At 65.3% G+C, this 18184-nt stretch carries 14 protein-coding genes; 6 read left to right on the forward strand and 8 right to left on the reverse strand.

The annotated features are described in order from the left end of the window. Positions 1–166: 166 nt before the first annotated feature. On the forward strand, positions 167–2902 hold the full coding sequence (gene mutS, locus AB7008_RS47895; RefSeq protein WP_304492095.1) for a DNA mismatch repair protein MutS: 2736 nt from the start codon (positions 167–169) through the stop codon (positions 2900–2902). 121 nt (positions 2903–3023) lie between these two features. Here mutS and AB7008_RS47900 read toward each other — a convergent pair whose 3' ends face one another. The 6 genes from AB7008_RS47900 to AB7008_RS47925 all read right to left on the reverse strand — a co-directional run bounded on the left by AB7008_RS47900 (position 3024) and on the right by AB7008_RS47925 (position 8234). Beyond that, complete coding sequence (locus AB7008_RS47900) at positions 3024–3737, reverse strand: hypothetical protein (RefSeq protein ID WP_248880527.1); 714 nt, start codon at positions 3735–3737, stop codon at positions 3024–3026. Between the two features lie 104 nt (positions 3738–3841). Next, positions 3842–4657: a hypothetical protein gene (locus tag AB7008_RS47905; RefSeq protein ID WP_028155305.1), complete on the reverse strand. Its 816-nt coding sequence runs from the start codon at positions 4655–4657 to the stop codon at positions 3842–3844. A gap of 180 nt (positions 4658–4837) precedes the next feature. Then, a complete protein-coding gene (locus AB7008_RS47910; protein ID WP_014491112.1) occupies positions 4838–5347 on the reverse strand; it encodes an OsmC family protein in 510 nt (169 codons plus the stop codon). A 54-nt stretch (positions 5348–5401) separates the two neighbouring features. Continuing rightward, positions 5402–6187, reverse strand: coding sequence for an ABC transporter ATP-binding protein (locus tag AB7008_RS47915; RefSeq protein ID WP_441261125.1), 786 nt, complete (start codon positions 6185–6187; stop codon positions 5402–5404). Between the two features lie 4 nt (positions 6188–6191). After that, entirely contained in the window at positions 6192–7037 is an 846-nt protein-coding gene (locus tag AB7008_RS47920; RefSeq protein WP_441261295.1) for an ABC transporter permease, read from the reverse strand. Between the two features lie 225 nt (positions 7038–7262). After that, positions 7263–8234 carry an aliphatic sulfonate ABC transporter substrate-binding protein gene (locus AB7008_RS47925; protein WP_441261126.1) on the reverse strand — a complete coding sequence of 324 codons (972 nt, stop codon included), beginning with the start codon at positions 8232–8234 and terminating at the stop codon, positions 7263–7265. 188 nt (positions 8235–8422) lie between these two features. On the opposite strand from AB7008_RS47925, the gene AB7008_RS47930 reads away from it, so the two are divergent. Continuing rightward, entirely contained in the window at positions 8423–11212 is a 2790-nt protein-coding gene (locus AB7008_RS47930) for a [protein-PII] uridylyltransferase (RefSeq protein WP_041957072.1), read from the forward strand. Between the two features lie 142 nt (positions 11213–11354). On the opposite strand, the gene AB7008_RS47935 is transcribed toward AB7008_RS47930, so the two are convergent. Next, complete coding sequence (locus tag AB7008_RS47935; RefSeq protein WP_441261127.1) at positions 11355–11885, reverse strand: methylated-DNA--[protein]-cysteine S-methyltransferase; 531 nt, start codon at positions 11883–11885, stop codon at positions 11355–11357. Between the two features lie 97 nt (positions 11886–11982). Between AB7008_RS47935 and AB7008_RS47940 the strand changes: the two genes are divergently transcribed. The 3 genes from AB7008_RS47940 to AB7008_RS47950 all read left to right on the forward strand — a co-directional run bounded on the left by AB7008_RS47940 (position 11983) and on the right by AB7008_RS47950 (position 15209). Further along, positions 11983–12339 (forward strand): DUF1304 domain-containing protein, encoded by a 357-nt coding sequence (locus tag AB7008_RS47940; protein WP_187388035.1) that lies wholly within the window; start codon positions 11983–11985, stop codon positions 12337–12339. 147 nt (positions 12340–12486) lie between these two features. Then, positions 12487–13713, forward strand: a complete 1227-nt coding sequence (locus tag AB7008_RS47945; protein ID WP_248880533.1) for an ABC transporter substrate-binding protein — start codon at positions 12487–12489, stop codon at positions 13711–13713. 269 nt (positions 13714–13982) lie between these two features. Beyond that, on the forward strand, positions 13983–15209 hold the full coding sequence (locus tag AB7008_RS47950; protein ID WP_441261128.1) for an ABC transporter substrate-binding protein: 1227 nt from the start codon (positions 13983–13985) through the stop codon (positions 15207–15209). Between the two features lie 136 nt (positions 15210–15345). Here the strand turns inward: AB7008_RS47950 and AB7008_RS47955 are convergent, their stop codons facing one another. Further along, positions 15346–15771, reverse strand: a complete 426-nt coding sequence (locus AB7008_RS47955; protein ID WP_028149366.1) for a DUF1330 domain-containing protein — start codon at positions 15769–15771, stop codon at positions 15346–15348. A 168-nt stretch (positions 15772–15939) separates the two neighbouring features. On the opposite strand from AB7008_RS47955, the gene AB7008_RS47960 reads away from it, so the two are divergent. After that, positions 15940–18156: a transglycosylase domain-containing protein gene (locus AB7008_RS47960; RefSeq protein ID WP_441261129.1), complete on the forward strand. Its 2217-nt coding sequence runs from the start codon at positions 15940–15942 to the stop codon at positions 18154–18156. Positions 18157–18184: the final 28 nt, after the last annotated feature.

Here is an 18184-nt window from a genome sequence, read left to right on the forward strand (position 1 = left end):
GGAGTTTTAGGAGCGCGCCCGCGGCAGGTCAATTGACGGTTTCTTGCGTGTTCCGGAGGGCGAGCACGCGGCTAGCGCATGCCGCGGTGCGGACAACGTGGAAAACCCGCCCCGTTCGGCCAAAGCGATAGGAGCACGGGGCGAAATTTTGTAGGTTGCGCCGCCCATGACAATGCAACAGCCGATACCTGTGCCGCCCCCTGACGAAGCACCCACGCCGCCGGCGGAAGCCATCGCGCGCGTCACGCCGATGATGGAACAGTACCTTGAGATCAAGGCGGCGCATCAGGGACTGCTGCTGTTCTACCGGATGGGCGACTTCTACGAGCTGTTCTTCGAGGATGCCGAGATCGCCTCGAAGACGCTCGGCATCGTCTTGACCAAGCGCGGCAAGCATCAGGGCGCCGACATCCCGATGTGCGGCGTGCCGGTTGAGCGTTCCGAGGACTATCTGCATCGCCTGATCAGCGCCGGCCACCGGGTCGCGGTGTGCGAGCAGACCGAGGATCCCGCCGCCGCCAAAGCGCGCGGCAACAAGAGCGTGGTGCGCCGTGGCGTGGTGCGGCTGGTCACGCCGGGTACGCTGACCGAGGACACGCTGCTGGATGCGCGCGCCAACAATTATCTGCTGGCGATCGCGCGCGCCCGCGCCTCAGGTGGCGGCGACCGTTTTGGGCTTGCCTGGATCGACATCTCGACCGCCGAATTCACGGTGATGGAATGTTCGGGCAGTGAGCTGGCCGCGACGCTGGCGCGCATCAATCCGAACGAGGCGATCGTCACCGACGCGCTCTACAATGACAGCGAGCTCGGACAGACCTTGCGCGAGCTGCCGGCGGTGACGCCGCTGACCCGCGATGTCTTCGACGGCGCCACCGCCGAAAAGCGCCTGTGCGACTATTTCGCCGTCGCGACCATGGACGGGCTCGCGCAGCTCACGCGGCTCGAAGCGACCGCCGCCGCCGCCGCCGTCACCTATGTCGACCGCACCCAGGTCGGCAAACATCCGCCGCTGTCGCCGCCCGCGCGCGAGGCCTCGGGCGCGACCATGGCGATCGACCCCGCCACCCGCGCCAATCTCGAACTGACGCGAACGCTCGCGGGCGAACGCCGCGGCTCGCTGCTCGACGCCATCGACTGCACGGTGACCTCGGCCGGCTCGCGTTTGCTCGCCCAGCGCCTGGCCGCGCCGCTGACGGACGCGCCCGCAATCGCGCGGCGGCTCGATGCCGTCAGCGCCTTCGTTGCGGACTCCGCTGCGCGTGAAGACATCCGCAGCATCCTGCGCGGCGCGCCCGACATGTCCCGGGCGCTGGCCCGTCTTTCGGTCGGCCGCGGCGGGCCGCGCGACCTCGCCGGCCTGCGCGACGGCATCATCGCCGCCGACCAGGTGCTGATGCGGCTTTCCGAGCTCGACCAGCCGCCGCAGGAGATCGCGGTGGTGATGGCGGCCTTGCAGCGTCCGTCGCGCGAGCTCGCCGCTGAATTCGCAAGTGCCCTCGATGACCAGCTGCCGCTGATCAAGCGCGACGGCGGCTTCGTGCGCCAGGGCTACGAACCCGCGCTCGACGAAACGCGAAGCCTGCGCGATGCCTCGCGCCTCGTGGTGGCCTCGATGCAGGCGCGCTACGCCGATCATACCGGCGTGAAGGGCCTCAAGATCCGCCACAACAACGTGCTCGGCTATTTCGTCGAGGTCACCGCGCAGCACGGCGACAAGCTGATGTCGGCGCCGCTGAATGCGACCTTCATCCATCGCCAGACGCTGGCCGGACAGGTGCGCTTCACCACCTCGGAGCTCGGCGAGATCGAGGCCAAGATCGCCAATGCCGGCGACCGCGCGCTCGGACTCGAGCTCGAGATCTTCGAACGGCTGTCCGCGAAGGCGCTTGATATCAGCGACGATCTGCGCGCCGCCGCCCACGCCTTTGCGCTGCTCGACGTTGCGACCTCGCTGGCCAAGCTCGCGGTCGACGACAATTATGTGCGGCCGGACGTGGATGACTCCCTCGGCTTTGCGATCGAGGCCGGCCGCCATCCCGTCGTGGAACAGGCGCTCAAGCGCAATGGCGAGCCGTTCATTGCCAATGCCTGCGATCTCTCGCCAACACCGGCGCAAAAATCCGGCCAGCTCTGGCTGCTCACCGGTCCCAACATGGCCGGTAAATCGACCTTCCTGCGCCAGAACGCATTGATCGCGCTGCTGGCGCAGATCGGCAGCTTCGTGCCGGCGACGCGGGCGCGGATCGGCATCATCGACCGCCTGTTCTCGCGCGTCGGCGCCGCCGACGATCTCGCGCGCGGCCGCTCCACCTTCATGGTGGAGATGGTCGAGACCGCGGCGATCCTGAACCAGGCCGGCGAGCGCGCGCTCGTGATCCTCGACGAGATCGGCCGCGGCACCGCGACGTTCGACGGCCTCTCCATCGCCTGGGCCGCGATCGAGCATCTGCACGAGAGCAACCGCTGCCGCACGCTGTTCGCGACGCATTATCACGAGCTGACCGCGCTCTCGGCAAAACTGCCGCGCATGTTCAACGCGACGGTGCGGGTGAAGGAATGGCAGGGCAATGTCGTGTTCCTGCACGAGGTGCTGCCGGGCTCCGCCGACCGCTCCTACGGCATCCAGGTCGCCAAGCTCGCCGGCCTGCCGCCGGCCGTGATCACGCGCGCCAAATCGGTGCTGGCAAAACTCGAGGCCCAGGATCGCGGCCAGACCGCGCGGGCGCTGGCCGACGATCTGCCGCTGTTCGCCGTACCCTCGCGCGCCGCCGCCGAAGCCGCGCCGCCGAGCGAGGCCGAACTGTTGATGGACGCGGTGAAGGCGCTGCACCCCGACGAGATGTCCCCGCGCGAGGCGCTGGATGCGCTCTATGCGTTGAAGGCCAAGCTGCCGAAGTAGCGCCAGCGAACCTTCCGCCTCCAGCGGTTACTCTGGCCGACAAGCCATGAGGCGAGCCGCGATGCTGTGTGCCGCAGGCGGAATTGCGAAGGCCTCGCCGTGTTCGCCGGCGTCCTGGCCGTCAGCGGCCCGCCCTGGCAAACGGCTCGATCAGCTTCAAGGTGGCGGCGAGGCGGATGCTGCGCTTGCCGGCGAGCGCGATCGCTTCCATGTCGGCGCCCTTGTCATCGCAGTGGCCGGAGAACCCGATGCCCACCTCATAGCCACCGAACAAGGGATGCTCGCTCTTTGCCAGCGTGTGTTCCTGATTGACGAATTCGCCTTTCCAGCGACCGTTCGCCGAAGAATAGGCGCCGAGATAATAGAAGAAGGCATCGCCGCCGAGGATGCGGCCGTGGCGCAGCAACATCACGCCGGTATGGCCACCGGTAATTCCATCCAGCATCCGGATGTCGATCGAATAGAGTCCGCTGACGATGCCTCCCTCGCCGACCGCACCGGGCGGCGGAACGTCATCGTCGCCGAGCGGCGTCATCACGGCGCGAAACACCGAGGCGTCCTCGACCACTTCTCCCTCAAAGCGGTAGAGCTTGCCCTGCTGTCGACCGCGAATGCTGATTGTGACGGCGTCGGAACTGACCAGCGACCTGTGCTGCGGCGACCGGCTGTGGCGCTTGGTCCGGAGCCTGGCGACGATTTCGCCGTTCACAATCTCGTAGGTGCCGAGGTGGGCGAAGGCCGTGTTGCCGCCAAGCATTTTCCCGGCATGGGCGTACAGCACGCTGCGGCCGGAGCCGTCGTTGATATCGTATTCGACCTTGTACAATCCCTCCACTGCACGCCCCGATCTTGCTCTGGCGCCAGCTTAGCGGGTCTGCCGGCCCCGGTAACTAACTATCCTGACGCAGGGCTGAGGTCCCAAGCGTAGCGTACCTCGCCTTAGGAAGCGCGGCGCGGCTGATGCATCGGCCTCTTCCGTCGTCCCATCCACCACAGCGTCAGGTTCCAGCCGATGCAGGTGGCGAGTGCGCAACTCAAGCCGATCGCCGAGCCGAACTGCGTGACGGCGACGTGCAGCACCGCAATTGCCAGACCGAAGCCGAGCAGGCCCCAGGCGGAGTTGGCGAGCACGGCGGCGGTCGGCGGGCCGCCGATGCGCGGGTGCAGGATCACCATCATGCTGGTGAACACGATCGGGTAGAGCGCGATGACGCCGCTCACCCGAGGGCCGACCCAGCCCGAGGTCGAGACCACGATCGCAACCAGCGTCGCGACCAGCGAGGCGCGGAATGGGATGTCGTACCAGCGGCGTGTCACCAGCGGCATCTTCACATGGCGATATTTTGCGAGCAGCGGAATGCAGATGCCGAAGGCGACCAGATTCACGGCAAGTCCCGCCGTCAAGGTCCAGTCGAACAGACGGATGATGGAGGCCAGCACGATCCACACCGCGACCGCACTGCCGACGCTCGCCGGAAAACTGCGCCGCTGCGCCTGTACGACATAGGTGAGCCCCATGAAGATCGTCGCTGCGTTGACCGGAAGGCTCGACAGCGCGCCCTGCGCGATGAAGGCGGCGTCATGGTCGAGCGCGAGGAAGACGTAGGAAGGACCGGCCGAGATCGGCAAGGTCGCCACCAGTCCGCCGATCACCGGGCCGGTGCGCTCTGCAATGAACGACGCTGACACGACAAATGCCGCGGCGATCGCCATGCGCAGGACGAGGAGGATGATGAAGTGGAGCTCGGGGGGCATTCCGCGCGGTGCTCTTCACCCTCCCCTGGAGAGGGAGGGTCGGTTCGCAGCGCGTCAGCGGTGCGAGACGGGGTGGGGTGATCTCTCAACACGGGCAGTGTGCGACGTGGAGAGACCGTCACCCACCCCGCTCGCGCTGCGCGCGGTCGACCCTCCCCCTCCAGGGGAGGGTAAAGAGAGCTAGATCCGCTGCATCGACACCGAAACCTTCGGGCCGTTCTTGATGGTCTGGTAGACCACGCAATAGCGCTCGGTGAGTTTGAGCAGGAGATCGAGCTTGTCCTGCGGCGCGTCGGTGTCGACCTCGAAGCGCAGGCGGATCTCGGCGAAGCCGACCGGGGTCTCCTTGTCGACGCCGAGCGTGCCGCGGAAATCGAGATCGCCCTCGGCATAGACGTTGCCGGTCTTCAGCGGGATCTCGATGGCGGTCGCGACCGATTTCAGCGTGACGCCGGCACAGGCGACCAAGGCTTCCAGCAGCATGTCGCCGGAGCAGAGCTCGAGGCCGGAGCCGCCGGTGGCGGGATGCAGGCCCGCCATTGCGATGGCGCGGCCGGTCTCGACCTTGCAGGCGATGCCTTCGCTGTCGGTCGAGCCCTTGGCCTTCAGCGTGATCATCGCGGTCTTGGGATCGGTCTTGTAGCGTTCCTTGATCGGGGCCTGCATCTGGCGCAGTGCTGCAGCGTCCATCTTGTTCTCTCCCGGAAAAATCGTCCCTCGATGTACCGGCTCAGAGAGAAAATGTCACCACCACATGGCCTGACCGGGACCCTGGGTTGCGTCACGGTCGGGCACGTTGCGGTCGAGCGAACGGTCGAGTGACGTCAGCACACTTCGCTTGAAATTCTCGAACAGCGGCGAATTGCGGTCGCGCGGCCGGCCGAGATTGATCTCGATCTGGTCGAACAGCCGGCCCGGCCGCGGCCGCATCACCAAAACGCGATCAGCCAGCACCACGGCCTCGTCGACGTCATGTGTGACGAGGATCAAGGTCGGCCGCGTGTCGGCCCAGAGGTCGAGCAGATGATCCTGGAGATCCCGTCGGGTGAAGGCGTCGAGCGCGGAGAACGGCTCGTCGAGCAGCAGCACTTCGGGCTGCGGCACCAACGCACGCGCGATCGCGACACGCTGCGCCTGCCCGCCCGAGAGCTCGCGCGGCCAGGCCTGTGCCTTGTCGGCGAGCCCGACGCGGGCTAGCGCGCGCGCCACTTTCTCGCGCCGCTCGGCCGCGGGCAGGTCGGCAAGGCCGAAGCCGATATTGTCGGCGACGCTGAGCCAGGGCAAAAGCCGCGGCTCCTGGAAGATGATGCCGATTTTTGCGTGCGGCGAACTGATCGCCTCGCTGTCGAGCGTCACCGTACCTCCGCTGGCGCGATCGAGGCCGGCGATGGCACGCAGCAACGTGGACTTGCCGCAGCCGGAGCCGCCGATGATGGCGACGATCTCGCCCTGTTTGATCTCGGCGGAGAAACGCGCCAGCGCCTGCACGCCGTTGGGATAGGTCTTGCTGACCCGCTCGAGCGCCAGCATCGCGTTACGCTCCCCTCGCACGCCCGAAGGCGTCCTGCCAGCGCAGGAACGGCGCGGCTGCGACCTCTATCAGCCAGTCGGTGAGCTTGCCGAGAATGGCGAAGATGACGATCGCGGCGAGAATCTGCGCGGGCTTGCCGAGCTGCTGGCCGTCGAGCAGGAGATAGCCGAGGCCTTCGGAAGCGCCGATCAGCTCGGCCGCCACCACGAACATCCAGCCCAGACCAAGGCCGACACGCAAGGACACCACATAGGCCGGCAGCACCGCGGGCAGCAGGATACGGCGGATCATGGCAACCCCGGAGAGACGGAAGGTGCGACCGACCTCGACGATCTTGCGATCGACGGAAAGGATCGCGCCCATCACGCCGAGATAGACCGGGAAGAACACGCCGACCGCGATCAGCGCGATCTTGGAGGTCTCGAAGATGCCGAGCCAGAGGATGAACAACGGCACCCAGGCGAGCGAAGGGATCGCACGCAGCGCCTGCACGGTCGGATCGAGCAGCCGGCGTGCCAGCGACCAATAGCCGGAAATGGCGCCGAGCACGGTGCCCGCGACCACGCCGAAGGCGAAGCCGAGGCCGACCCGCCACAGCGTCGCGGCGATGTGGCGGACCAGTTCGCCGGAGCGGGCGAGCTCGGTGATGGTCGCAAACACGCGCGAGGGCGGCGGCACCAGACGGCCGTTGGACCAGCCGAGCCAGACCACGAGCTCCCAGCCGAGCGCGAGGATCAGCGGCAGCAACAGTCCCAGCACCGGCCGCGCGTAGCGCGACAGCCGCGAGGGCGCGGCGGCGCTCTCGGCCGGTTCCGATGTCTGTTGCAGCACTGGCGCGTCGGAGATCATGGCCGGTAGGAAGCGCGTCTGGTCGGGGAATGCAAGGGCGCGCGGCAAACTCCACTGTCGCCCCGGACAAGCGAAGCGCAGATCCGGGGCCCATAACCACAGGCGATATGGTTACGGGGACCCGGAGTGACCGCCTTCGCGCCAAACCACGCCCTGTGGTTATGGGTCCCGGGCTCGCTTCGCGCCCCGGGACGACAGTGGAGTTTGCCGCGCGCGCTTGCCGAACTAATTCGTCGGCAGCGGGACCTGGTCGTCGATCAGGGCATCCAGCGTCGCCTTCACGTCGACCTTGGCGTCGACGACGCCGGCCTGCTGCAGGGCAAGGCCGGCGGCGAGGATCGACTCGCGCTGGGGCGCGCCGATGCGGCTGTGGGTTAGCTCGGTGCGCTCCTTGAGCTGCTTGTCGACGACGGCGTCCGGCAGGTTGGTCACGGCGATGAAAGTCTTCTTCAGGTCATCGTAATTCGCCAGCGAATATTTGCGCGCTTCCTCGTAGACCGCGAGCACGCGGCGGGCGACGTCCGGATAGTCCTTCAAGAACTGCTCGCGCACATTGAGGATGCCCCAGGTGTTGGCATCCGCCTTGCGATAAAACAGTTTTGCACCTTCCTCGACCTCGGCCTGCGCCATCATCGGATCGAGGCCGGCCCAGGCATCGACGTCGCCGCGGATCAGCGCGGTCTTGCCGTCGGCGTGCTGGAGCAACACCGGCGTGATGTCCTTTTCGGTGAGGCCGGCACCAAGCAGCGCGCGCACCAGGAAGATGTGCGGATCGGTGCCGCGCGTCACCGCGACGCGCTTGCCCTTGAGATCGGCAACGCTCGCGATCTTGGAGTCCTTGGCCGTCACCAGCGCGGTCCACTCAGGGCGCGAATAGACGTAGATCGACTTGATCGGGTTGCCGTTGATCTTGGCCACCAGCGCCGCCGAGCCCGCGGTCGAGCCGAAATCGATCGAGCCGGCGTTGAGGAATTCGAGTGCCTTGTTGGAGCCGGCCGACTGCACCCAAATGATGCTGATGCCGTCCTTGGCGAACTCCTTCTCCAGCAGGCCCTTCTGCTTCAGGACCATCGACACCGGATTGTAGGTCGCCCAGTCGATGCGGATTTCCTTGAGCGGATCCGCCGCCCGTGCTGCAGGGGTCATGGCGAGCACAACAGCCCCCGCCAACAGAATGCGTCGTGTAATCCCGGTCATGCCCAGCCTCCTCAAAAACTTCATTGTTTTTCAATGAGTTATTTCTAGAGGTCAATGAGAAAATCGCTATCCCGAAAGCCCCTCGGCCGAGAACGATTTTGCCCGAGGCCGGCCTTTTCCAGCATGGAACGACTATTGCCAGAGAATGGCGGGTGACAGCGCCTGTCACCTCTTATATCCGGTGAGACATGGACAGCGTCGCGACTGAGTATAAGCCAGAGGTGGACGATCGCTTCGACACCGCGCGGATCACCGCCGCGGTCGATGCGCTTGCCGAGAAACATCAGGGACGTGAGGACACGTTCCGCACGGCCATGGCGCAAATGCTGAAGGCCGAGCTGATCGCGGCGCGCGCCGCGGCGCAGGCGATCCTGCTGAAGGACCGTCACGGAAGGCGCTGCGCCGAGCGGCTGTGCCACGTGCAGGACGAGATCATCCGCATCCTGTATTCGGCGGCGACCCGGCATCTCTATCGCTCGCCGATCCCGAGCGGCGCGGAGCGCATGGCGGTGGTCGCGACCGGCGGCTATGGCCGCGGCCTGATGGCCCCGGAGTCCGATATCGATCTCCTGTTCATCCTGCCCTACAAGCAGACCGCCTGGGGTGAACAGGTGGCTGAGGCCATTCTCTACTGTCTCTGGGACATGGGGCTGAAGGTCGGGCACGCCACGCGCTCGGTCGATGAATCGATCCGGCAGGCGCGCGGCGACATGACCATCCGCACCGCGATCCTGGAAACGCGCTTCCTGACCGGCGACCAGCCGCTCTATGACGAACTGGTCGCGCGCTTCGACAAGGACGTGGTGCAGGGTACGGCGTCCGAATTCGTCACCGCAAAGCTCGCCGAGCGCGAGGAGCGCCACCGCCGCGGCGGCCAGTCGCGCTACCTGGTCGAGCCCAACGTCAAGGACGGCAAGGGCGCCCTGCGCGACCTGCACACGCTGTTCTGGATCGCCAAATACGTCTACCGCGTCCGTGATACCGACGAGCTGGTCGAGCGCGGCGTGTTCGACGCGCAGGAATACCGCACCTTCCGCCGCTGCGCCGATTTCCTCTGGTCGGTGCGCTGCAATCTGCACTTCTACTCCGGCCGCGCGGAGGAGCGCCTCTCCTTCGATCTCCAGCGCGAGATCGCGGTCCGGCTCGGCTACACCTCGCATCCCGGCATGCAGGACGTCGAGCGCTTCATGAAGCACTACTTCCTGGTCGCCAAGGAAGTGGGCAACCTCACCGCCATCCTCTGCGCCAAGCTCGAGGACCAGCAGGCCAAGCCCGCGCCGGTGCTGAGCCGGATGATGGCGCGGCTGCGCCCCGCCCCCGCTAAGCGCCGCGTCCCCGACAGCGACGACTTCCTCGTCGACAACAACCGCATCAACGTCGCCGCGCCCGACGTGTTCAAGCACGATCCGGTCAATTTGATCCGGATCTTCCGCCTTGCGCAGAAGAACAACCTTGCCTTCCATCCCGACGCGATGCGTGACGTGACGCGCTCGCTCGGACTGATCAACGCGCAGCTGCGCGAGAACCCGGAAGCCAACCGGCTGTTCATGGAGATCCTGACCTCCGACAACGCCGAGATCGTGCTGCGTCGGATGAACGAGACCGGCGTGCTCGGCCATTTTATCCGCGCCTTCGGCAAGATCGTCTCGATGATGCAGTTCAACATGTATCATCACTACACCGTCGACGAGCATCTGATCCGCTGCGTCGGCTTCCTGCAGGACATCGAGCGCGGCGGCATCGAGGAGTTCACGCTCGCCAGCGATCTCTTCCGCAAGATCCGGCCCGAGCACCGTGCGGTGATCTACATCACGACGCTGCTGCACGACATCGCCAAGGGACGGCCGGAAGATCACTCGATCGCTGGCGCCAAGGTGGCGCGCCGGCTGTGCCCGCGGCTCGGCTTCAGCGCGGCCGACACCGAGCTCGTGGCCTGGCTGATCGAGGAGCATCTGACGATGTCGACGGTCGCACAGTCGCGCGACCTCTCCGACCGCAAGACCATCGAAAACTTCGCCGCCGTGGTGCAGTCGGTCGAGCAGATGAAATTGCTCACGATCCTGACCACCGCCGACATCCGCGGCGTCGGCCCGGGCGTGTGGAACGGCTGGAAGGCGCAGCTGCTGCGCTCGCTCTATTATGAAACCGAACCGGTGCTGACCGGCGGCTTCTCGGAAGTCGACCGCGGCAAGCGGCTGACGGCCGCCTACGCCGAATTCCGCATGGCCTTCGCCGAGTGGCCGGCGGACGAGCTCGATGCCTATATCGGCCGGCACTATCCCGCCTATTGGCTCAAGGTCGAGCTGCCGCGAAAGATCCGCCATGCCCGCTTCGTCCGCTCCAGCGAACAGGCCGGCCACAAGCTCGCGATCAATGTCGGCTTCGACGAGGTGCGCGGCGTCACCGAGCTCACGATCTTCGCCGCCGACCATCCCTGGCTGCTCTCGATCATCGCCGGCGCCTGCGCCTCGGCCGGCGCCAACATCGTCGACGCGCAGATCTACACCACGACCGACGGCCGCGCGCTCGACACGATCTCGATCTCCAGGGAATACGATCGCGACGAGGACGAGGGAAGGCGTGCCACGCGCATCGGCGAGATGATCGAGGACGTGCTGGAAGGCAAGCTGCGTCTGCCCGAAGTGGTGGCGCGGCGCACGGTGCGCAGCAAGGCGCGGCCGTTCGTGATCGAGCCGGAAGTGACCATCAACAACCAGTGGTCCGACCGCTACACGGTGATCGAGGTCTCCGGCCTCGACCGCCCCGGCCTGCTCTACGAGCTGACCACCGCGATCTCGAAGCTCAACCTCAACATCGCCTCGGCCCATGTCGCGACCTTCGGCGAGCGCGCCCGCGACGTGTTCTACGTCACCGACCTCCTCGGCGCGCAGATCAACGCACCGACGCGGCAGTCCGCGATCAAGAGCGCGCTGACCCACGTGATGGCCGGCGACAAGGCGGTGCAGCCGGCGGCGTGAGGGCGGTCGCGCCCGTCTCCCTCCTCCGTCATTCCGGGGCGCCGCGCAGCGGCGAGCCCGGAATCCATCGAACCACTGGTGACGCGGATAAATGGATTCCGGGCTCGCGCTTCGCGCGCCCTGGAATGACGAGGGGAGAGACCTAAACCTCCACCCCCTCATGCCTGAGCAGCCAGCGCTTGCGCTCGAGACCGCCGCCATATTTCACCAGCGAGCCGTCGGCGCCGATCAGGCGGTGACAGGGCAGCACCACGCTGATCGGATTGGAGCCGTTGGCATGGCCGACGGCACGAATGGCTTTTGGCATATCAATCCTTGCGGCCATCGCGCCGTAACTCATCGTGGTGCCGGCAGGGATCTTTGCGAGCGCAGTCCAGACCTTCTGCTGGAACGGCGTGCCGGCGATACGCCATGCGACGCCCGAGAGCTGGCCGAGATCGCCTTCGAAATATGCTGACAGCGCGGTCTTCATCGCCGCCGGCGCGGACTGACCAACCAGATCCACGGTGCCGTATTGCAGGCGCAACAGCTCGCGCATGCGATGCTCGTAGTCGTCCCAGTCGAGCGCACGCAAGGCGCCCTCGGCATCGGTGACGAGTAGCGCGATCCCGATCGGCGTCGTCAGGCGATCGAGGCCGAATCGTTCAGGCGGTTTGGTTGATCGAGCGGGCATTGCGACACCAGGCCATCGAAACACGCCATCGCACTTGCCATGCCGGCCGTGCTAACGTCCACCCGAAAGCTGACGCTTTGGGGGGCTCAACTTGATTCTGATCACCAATGTCCTGGTGGCGCTGGTCGCCGCACTGCACGCCTACTTCCTGATCCTGGAGATGTTTCTCTGGGACAAGCCGCTTGGCTTGAAGACATTCCGCAATACGCCTGAAAAGGCCGAGATCACGAAGGTGCTGGCGGCCAACCAAGGGCTCTATAACGGCTTCCTCGCCGCCGGCCTGATCTGGGGCCTCGTCCACGGCAACCCGGCCTTCGCATTCCAGATCAAGGCATTCTTCCTGCTCTGCGTGATCGTGGCCGGCGCCTACGGCGCGGCGACCGTCAGCACCCGCATCCTGCTCGTGCAGGCGCTGCCGGCGGCGATCGCGCTGGTTGCGCTGTTTCTGACCTGATTCTCCTGACCTGAGACGCTACAGCGCAGCGTCGCGATCCTTGCGCGGCGCCGGACCTTCCTCCACACTCTTCGGCAGCGATGGCGACCGTTGCAATCAACGGGAAAAGACCGTCGACCGAAAATTCCGTCAGGAGGAACAACCAAGATGAACAATCGCAGAGCCTTCATAGCTGCCACGGCGGCGCTCGCCTTCGCGTTCTCCGCCAGCCAAGCCTTCGCCCAGAAGAAATATGACACCGGCGCGAGCGACACCGAAATCAAGATCGGCCAGACCGTGCCGTTCTCCGGCGCCTATTCCGTCTACGCCAATATCGGCAAGACCCAGGCCGCCTACTTCAAGATGATCAACGATCAGGGCGGCATCAACGGCCGCAAGATCAATTTGATCCAGTATGACGATGCCTATTCGCCGCCGAAGACGGTCGAGCAGGTGCGCAAGCTCGTCGAAGGCGACGAGGTGCTGTTCACCTTCCAGATCATCGGCACGGCCGCGAACGCCGCCGTGCAAAAATATCTCAACGGCAAGAAGATCCCGCAGCTGCTGGCCTCCACCGGAGCCGCACGCTTCAACGATCCGCAGAACTATCCCTGGACCATCGCCTACAATCCCAACTACGTGTCCGAGGGACGCATCTACGCCAAGTACATTCTCGCCAATCACCCCAATGCCAAGATCGGCGTGCTCTACCAGAACGACGACATGGGCCGCGACTATCTCGCCGGTCTCAAGAGCGGCCTCGGCGACAAGGCCGCCAAGATGATCGTCGGCGAGGTGTCCTACGAGGTCACCGACCCGACCGTCGACTCGCAGGTGGTCAAGCTGAAGTCGCTCGGCGCCGATCTCTTCTACGATGCCTCGACGCCGAAGTTCGCGGCGCAGGCCATCAAGAAGGTGGCCGAGCTCGGCTGGACGCCGGTGCACATCCTCGACATCAATGCGAGCCCGATCTCGGCGACGCTGAAGCCGGCCGGCCTCGACATCTCCAAAGGCATCATCTCGACCCAATACGGCAAGGAGCCGAGTGACCCGCAGTGGAAGGACGATCCGGGCGTGAAAGCGTTCTTCGCCTTCATGGACAAGTATTTCCCCGAAGGCGACAAGCTCAACACGGTCAACACCTATGCTTATTCGGTCGCCGAGTTGCTGACGCAGGTGCTGAAACAGTGCGGCGACGACCTGTCGCGTGAGAACGTAATGAAGCAGGTCGCCAACATCAAGGACTTCACCCCGAGCTTCGCGCTGCCCGGCATCAAGATCAACACCGGACCGAACGATTATCGCGTCAACAAGCAGATGCAGATGATGAAGTTCAACGGCGAGCGTTGGGAGCTGTTCGGCCCGATCATCGAGGACAACGGCCCGGCGGGTTAGTAACTGCGTAGGGTGGATTAGCCCTGCAGATGCGCAAAGCGCATCTGCTCGGCGTAATCCACCTCTTCGACATCCGGGGCAACAGAAGGGGTTACGCCTGGCGGACTGCGCTTCGCGCAGCCGCAAGGCTGACCCACCCTACGAACTGCGCGTCTCCACCCACCTTGCGTTGCAGCAACGCCTCATCCACAATCGCCCTCAGCGGTGACGTCCTGTGCGCAAGAGCACCCGGGCAGATCATCGGCAATAACAAGCTGAGGAAATTGCGAATGAGGAATGGAATGCTGCATCTGGTCACGGCAACGGCGCTGACCCTGGCGCTGTCGGTCACCGCGGCCAGTGCCCAGAAAAAATATGATCCTGGCGCCAGCGACACCGAGATCAAGGTCGGACAGACCATGCCGTTCTCGGGACCTGCGTCGGCCTATTCGTCGATCGGCAAGACCCAGGCCGCCTATTTCAAGATGATCAACGACCAGGGCGGCATCAATGGTCGCAAGATCAATCTGATCCAGTATGACGACGCCTATTCGCCGCCGAAGGCCGTGGAGCAGATCCGCAAGCTCGTCGAGAGCGACGAGGTGCTGCTGACCTTCCAGATCATCGGCACGCCGGTGAACGCGGCCGTCCAGAAATATCTCAACTCCAAGAAGGTGCCGCAGCTGTTCGCGGCCACCGGCGCCTCGAGGTTCACCGATCCGAAGAACTTCCCGTGGACCATGGGCTTCAATCCCAACTACTTCGTCGAAGGCCGCATCTACGGCCAGTACATTCTGAAGGAGCATCCCAACGCGAAGATCGGCGTGCTCTATCAGAACGACGACCTCGGCAAGGACTATCTGAACGGCCTCAAGGCCGGCCTCGGCGACAAGGCCGCCAAGATGATCGTGACCGAAGCGTCCTACGAGGTGTCCGATCCCACCGTCGACTCCCAGATCCTCAAGATCAAGGACGCCGGCGCAGATCTGTTCTTCAGTGCGACGACGCCGAAGCAGGCCGCGCAGGCGATCAAGAAGATCGCGGAGATGGGCTGGCATCCGGTGCAGATCGTCGACATCAACGCCACCTCGGTCGGCGCGGTGCTGAAGCCCGCTGGCCTCGATGCCGCCAAGGGCCTGATCAGCGTCAATTACGGCAAGGAGCCGCTGGATCCGACCTGGAAGGACGATGCCGGCCTGAAGAGGTATTTCGACTTCATGGCGAAGTACTATCCTGATGGCGACAAGGACTCGAACTTCAACACCTACGGCTACAGCACGGCGCAGCTCCTGGTCCATGTGCTGAAGCAGTGCGGCGACGACCTGACGCGCGAGAACGTCATGAAGCAGGCCGCGTCACTGAAGGACGTCGTCAGTGACACTGCGCTTCCCGGCATCAAGGCCAACACCTCGCCGACCGACTACCGTGTCAACAAGCAGCTTCAGATGATGAAGTTCAACGGCGAACGCTGGGAGCTGTTCGGCCCGATCCTGGAGGATTCGGGCCCGGCGGGTTAGTGGTTGAAAACAACGGCCTCAACGACGTCATGCCCGGGCTTGTCCCGGGCATCCACGTTCTTGGAGCGACAACGAAGGCGTGGATGGCCGGGTCAAGCCCGGCCATGACGGCGGAGGGAGATGCGCGCGGAGACATCTACTCCGGTATCTCCCCGAAATTCTTCCCCACCGGCAGCACCGCGTGCCGGATCAGCCGTGAATCCTCCACCGCGGCCTGGCGATGCTTCACCGCTTCGCGATAGACGGGATCGCGGATCATCTCGACAAAGGCGGCAACGCTTGGATATTCGGCGATGAAGCAATGGTCCCAACGCTCCTCTTGCGGGCCGATCAGCATCAGCTCGAATTTGCCCTGCCAGACGATGCGGCCGCCGAGGCGCTCGAACACCGGGCCGCTCTCGCGGCCATAAGCGGCATAGGCTTCCGCGCCGCTCGCCTTGCGTCCGTCCGGATAGGCCGCCTCTTCGCGCAAACGCACCAGATTGAGCATGTGGATCGGGCCGGGGCGGTCGTTGTCCCGGAACTGCGCAAAAATCTCCTTGCTCGGATCGATATGGCCCATGCCGGTTCCCTCTTGTTTTATGCGGGCGATCCTAGCTCTGCCGCCCGGCGAGCGGAACTGCGGCAGGCGAATGCCGCACCTCCTAATCGCGCGTTAAGCTCTGGGTAACCGGGCCTTAAACAGCGACCGGTAGCGTGCGGTGGGGCGGGCTGACCGGGCGTTTTGCGTATGGCGTGGGGAAAGAAAAAGGGTGGGCGGAAGGAGCCGTTGTTCGGCTTGCCTGCTGCGCTCGCCGATCTGCGCCTGACCGCGGCCGACCGCGTCCCCGGCGGCGAGGACAAGCCGAAGAAATCAACGAAAGCATCCGCCAAGCGCAAGAGCGAGGATGCCGGCGACGAGCCACCGCGCGAGCGGAAGGCACAAGCCGGCCGCAGCGGCGTCAAGCGCCGGCCGAAGTCGGGCGGAGGCTTTGGCCTCGGCCGCCTCGTCTATTGGGGCGCGGTGCTCGGCCTGTGGGGCATGATCGCAGTGATCGGCGTCGTGATCTATGTCGGCGCCCATCTGCCGCCGATCCAGTCGCTGGAGATTCCCAAGCGGCCGCCGACGATCCAGATCGTCGGCATCGACGGCAGCATGCTGGCGCAGCGCGGCGAGATGGCCGGCGCCAACGTCTCGCTGAAGGACCTGCCGCCCTATCTGCCGAAGGCCTTCATCGCCATCGAGGATCGCCGCTTCTACTCGCATTTCGGCATCGACCCGGTCGGCATCCTGCGCGCCCTCGTCACCAACGTGCTCCATCGCGGCGTCTCGCAAGGCGGCTCGACCTTGACGCAGCAGCTCGCGAAAAACCTGTTCCTGACCCAGGAGCGGACCATGGCGCGCAAGCTCCAGGAGGCGGAGCTCGCGATCTGGCTGGAGCGCAAGCATTCCAAGAACGAGATTCTGGAGCTCTATCTCAACCGCGTCTATTTCGGCTCGGGCGCCTATGGCGTCGAGGCCGCGGCGCAGAAATATTTCGGCAAGTCGGCGAAGGACGTCACCGTCGCCGAGGCCGCGCTGCTGGCGGGCCTCGTCAAATCGCCGTCGCGGCTGGCGCCGAATCGCAATCCGGAAGGCGCGGAAGCGCGCGCGCAGATCGTGCTCGCGGCGATGGCGGATGCCAAGTTCATCACCGAAGCGCAGGCACAGGCCTCGATCGGCCACCCCTCCTACAACGTGAAGCCGGCCGGCGCCGGCACGCTCAACTACGTCGCCGACTGGATCGGCGAGGTGCTGGACGATCTGGTCGGCCAGATCGACGAGAGCATCAAGGTCGAGACCACGATCGATCCGAAGCTGCAGAGCGTGGCGGAAGCCGCCATCATCGACGAGCTCGCGGCCAAGAGCGTGAAGTTCAATGTCAGCCAGGGCGCGCTGGTGGCGATGACGCCTGACGGCGCGGTACGCGCCATGGTCGGCGGGCGGAACTATTCCGACAGCCAGTACAACCGCGCGGTCACTGCGAAGCGCCAGCCGGGCTCCTCGTTCAAGCCGTTTGTGTACCTGACCGCGCTCGAGCAGGGGCTGACGCCGGACACGGTGCGCCAGGACGCGCCGATCGAGGTCAAGGGCTGGAAGCCCGAGAACTACACCCATGAATATTTCGGCGCGGTGACGCTGACGCAGGCGCTGGCGATGTCGCTCAACACCGTCGCCATCCGCCTCGGTCTCGAGGTCGGACCGAAGAACGTGGTGCGCACCGCGCACCGGCTCGGCATCTCCTCGAAGCTCGAGCCCAATGCCTCGATCGCGCTCGGCACCTCCGAAGTCTCGGTCGTCGAGCTGGTCGGCGCCTATGCCCCCTTCGCCAATGGCGGCTTCGCGGTGGCGCCGCACGTCGTCACGCGGATCAGGACGCTCGGCGGCAAGCTGCTCTACATGCGGCAAGCGGAAGAGCGCAACCAGGTGATCGACCCGCGCTATGTCGGCATGATGAACACGATGATGCGGGAGACGCTGATATCAGGTACCGCCAAGAAGGCGGAGATCCCCGGCTGGCCGGCCGCCGGCAAGACCGGCACCAGCCAGGATTACCGCGACGCCTGGTTCATCGGCTACACCGCCAACCTCGTCACCGGCGTCTGGCTCGGCAATGACGACAACTCGCCGACCAAGAAGGCGACCGGCGGCGGCCTGCCCGTCGAAGTCTGGTCGCGCTTCATGCGCACGGCGCACGAGGGTGTGGCGGTGGCCGCCTTGCCGAACTCGCAAGCGAGCTGGGGCCTCTCGAACCTCGCGCAGGCGGCATCGCAGGTATCGCCGTCGACGGCAACGACAGCGTCCGGGCCGGCACCGGCGAGCAATGGCGGCTATCGCCCGCCTCCGACGCGCGCCAATGTGCGGCCGGAAGCCGCCGCAGGGCTCGACGGCTGGCTGATGGACCGGCTGTTCGGCGGAAACCGGTAGCTTCGAGCTGAGGTCCCCCCGAGGGCCT

It is taken from the genome of Bradyrhizobium sp. 521_C7_N1_3 (genome assembly GCF_052075975.1).
GTDB classification, from domain to species: domain Bacteria; phylum Pseudomonadota; class Alphaproteobacteria; order Rhizobiales; family Xanthobacteraceae; genus Bradyrhizobium; species Bradyrhizobium japonicum.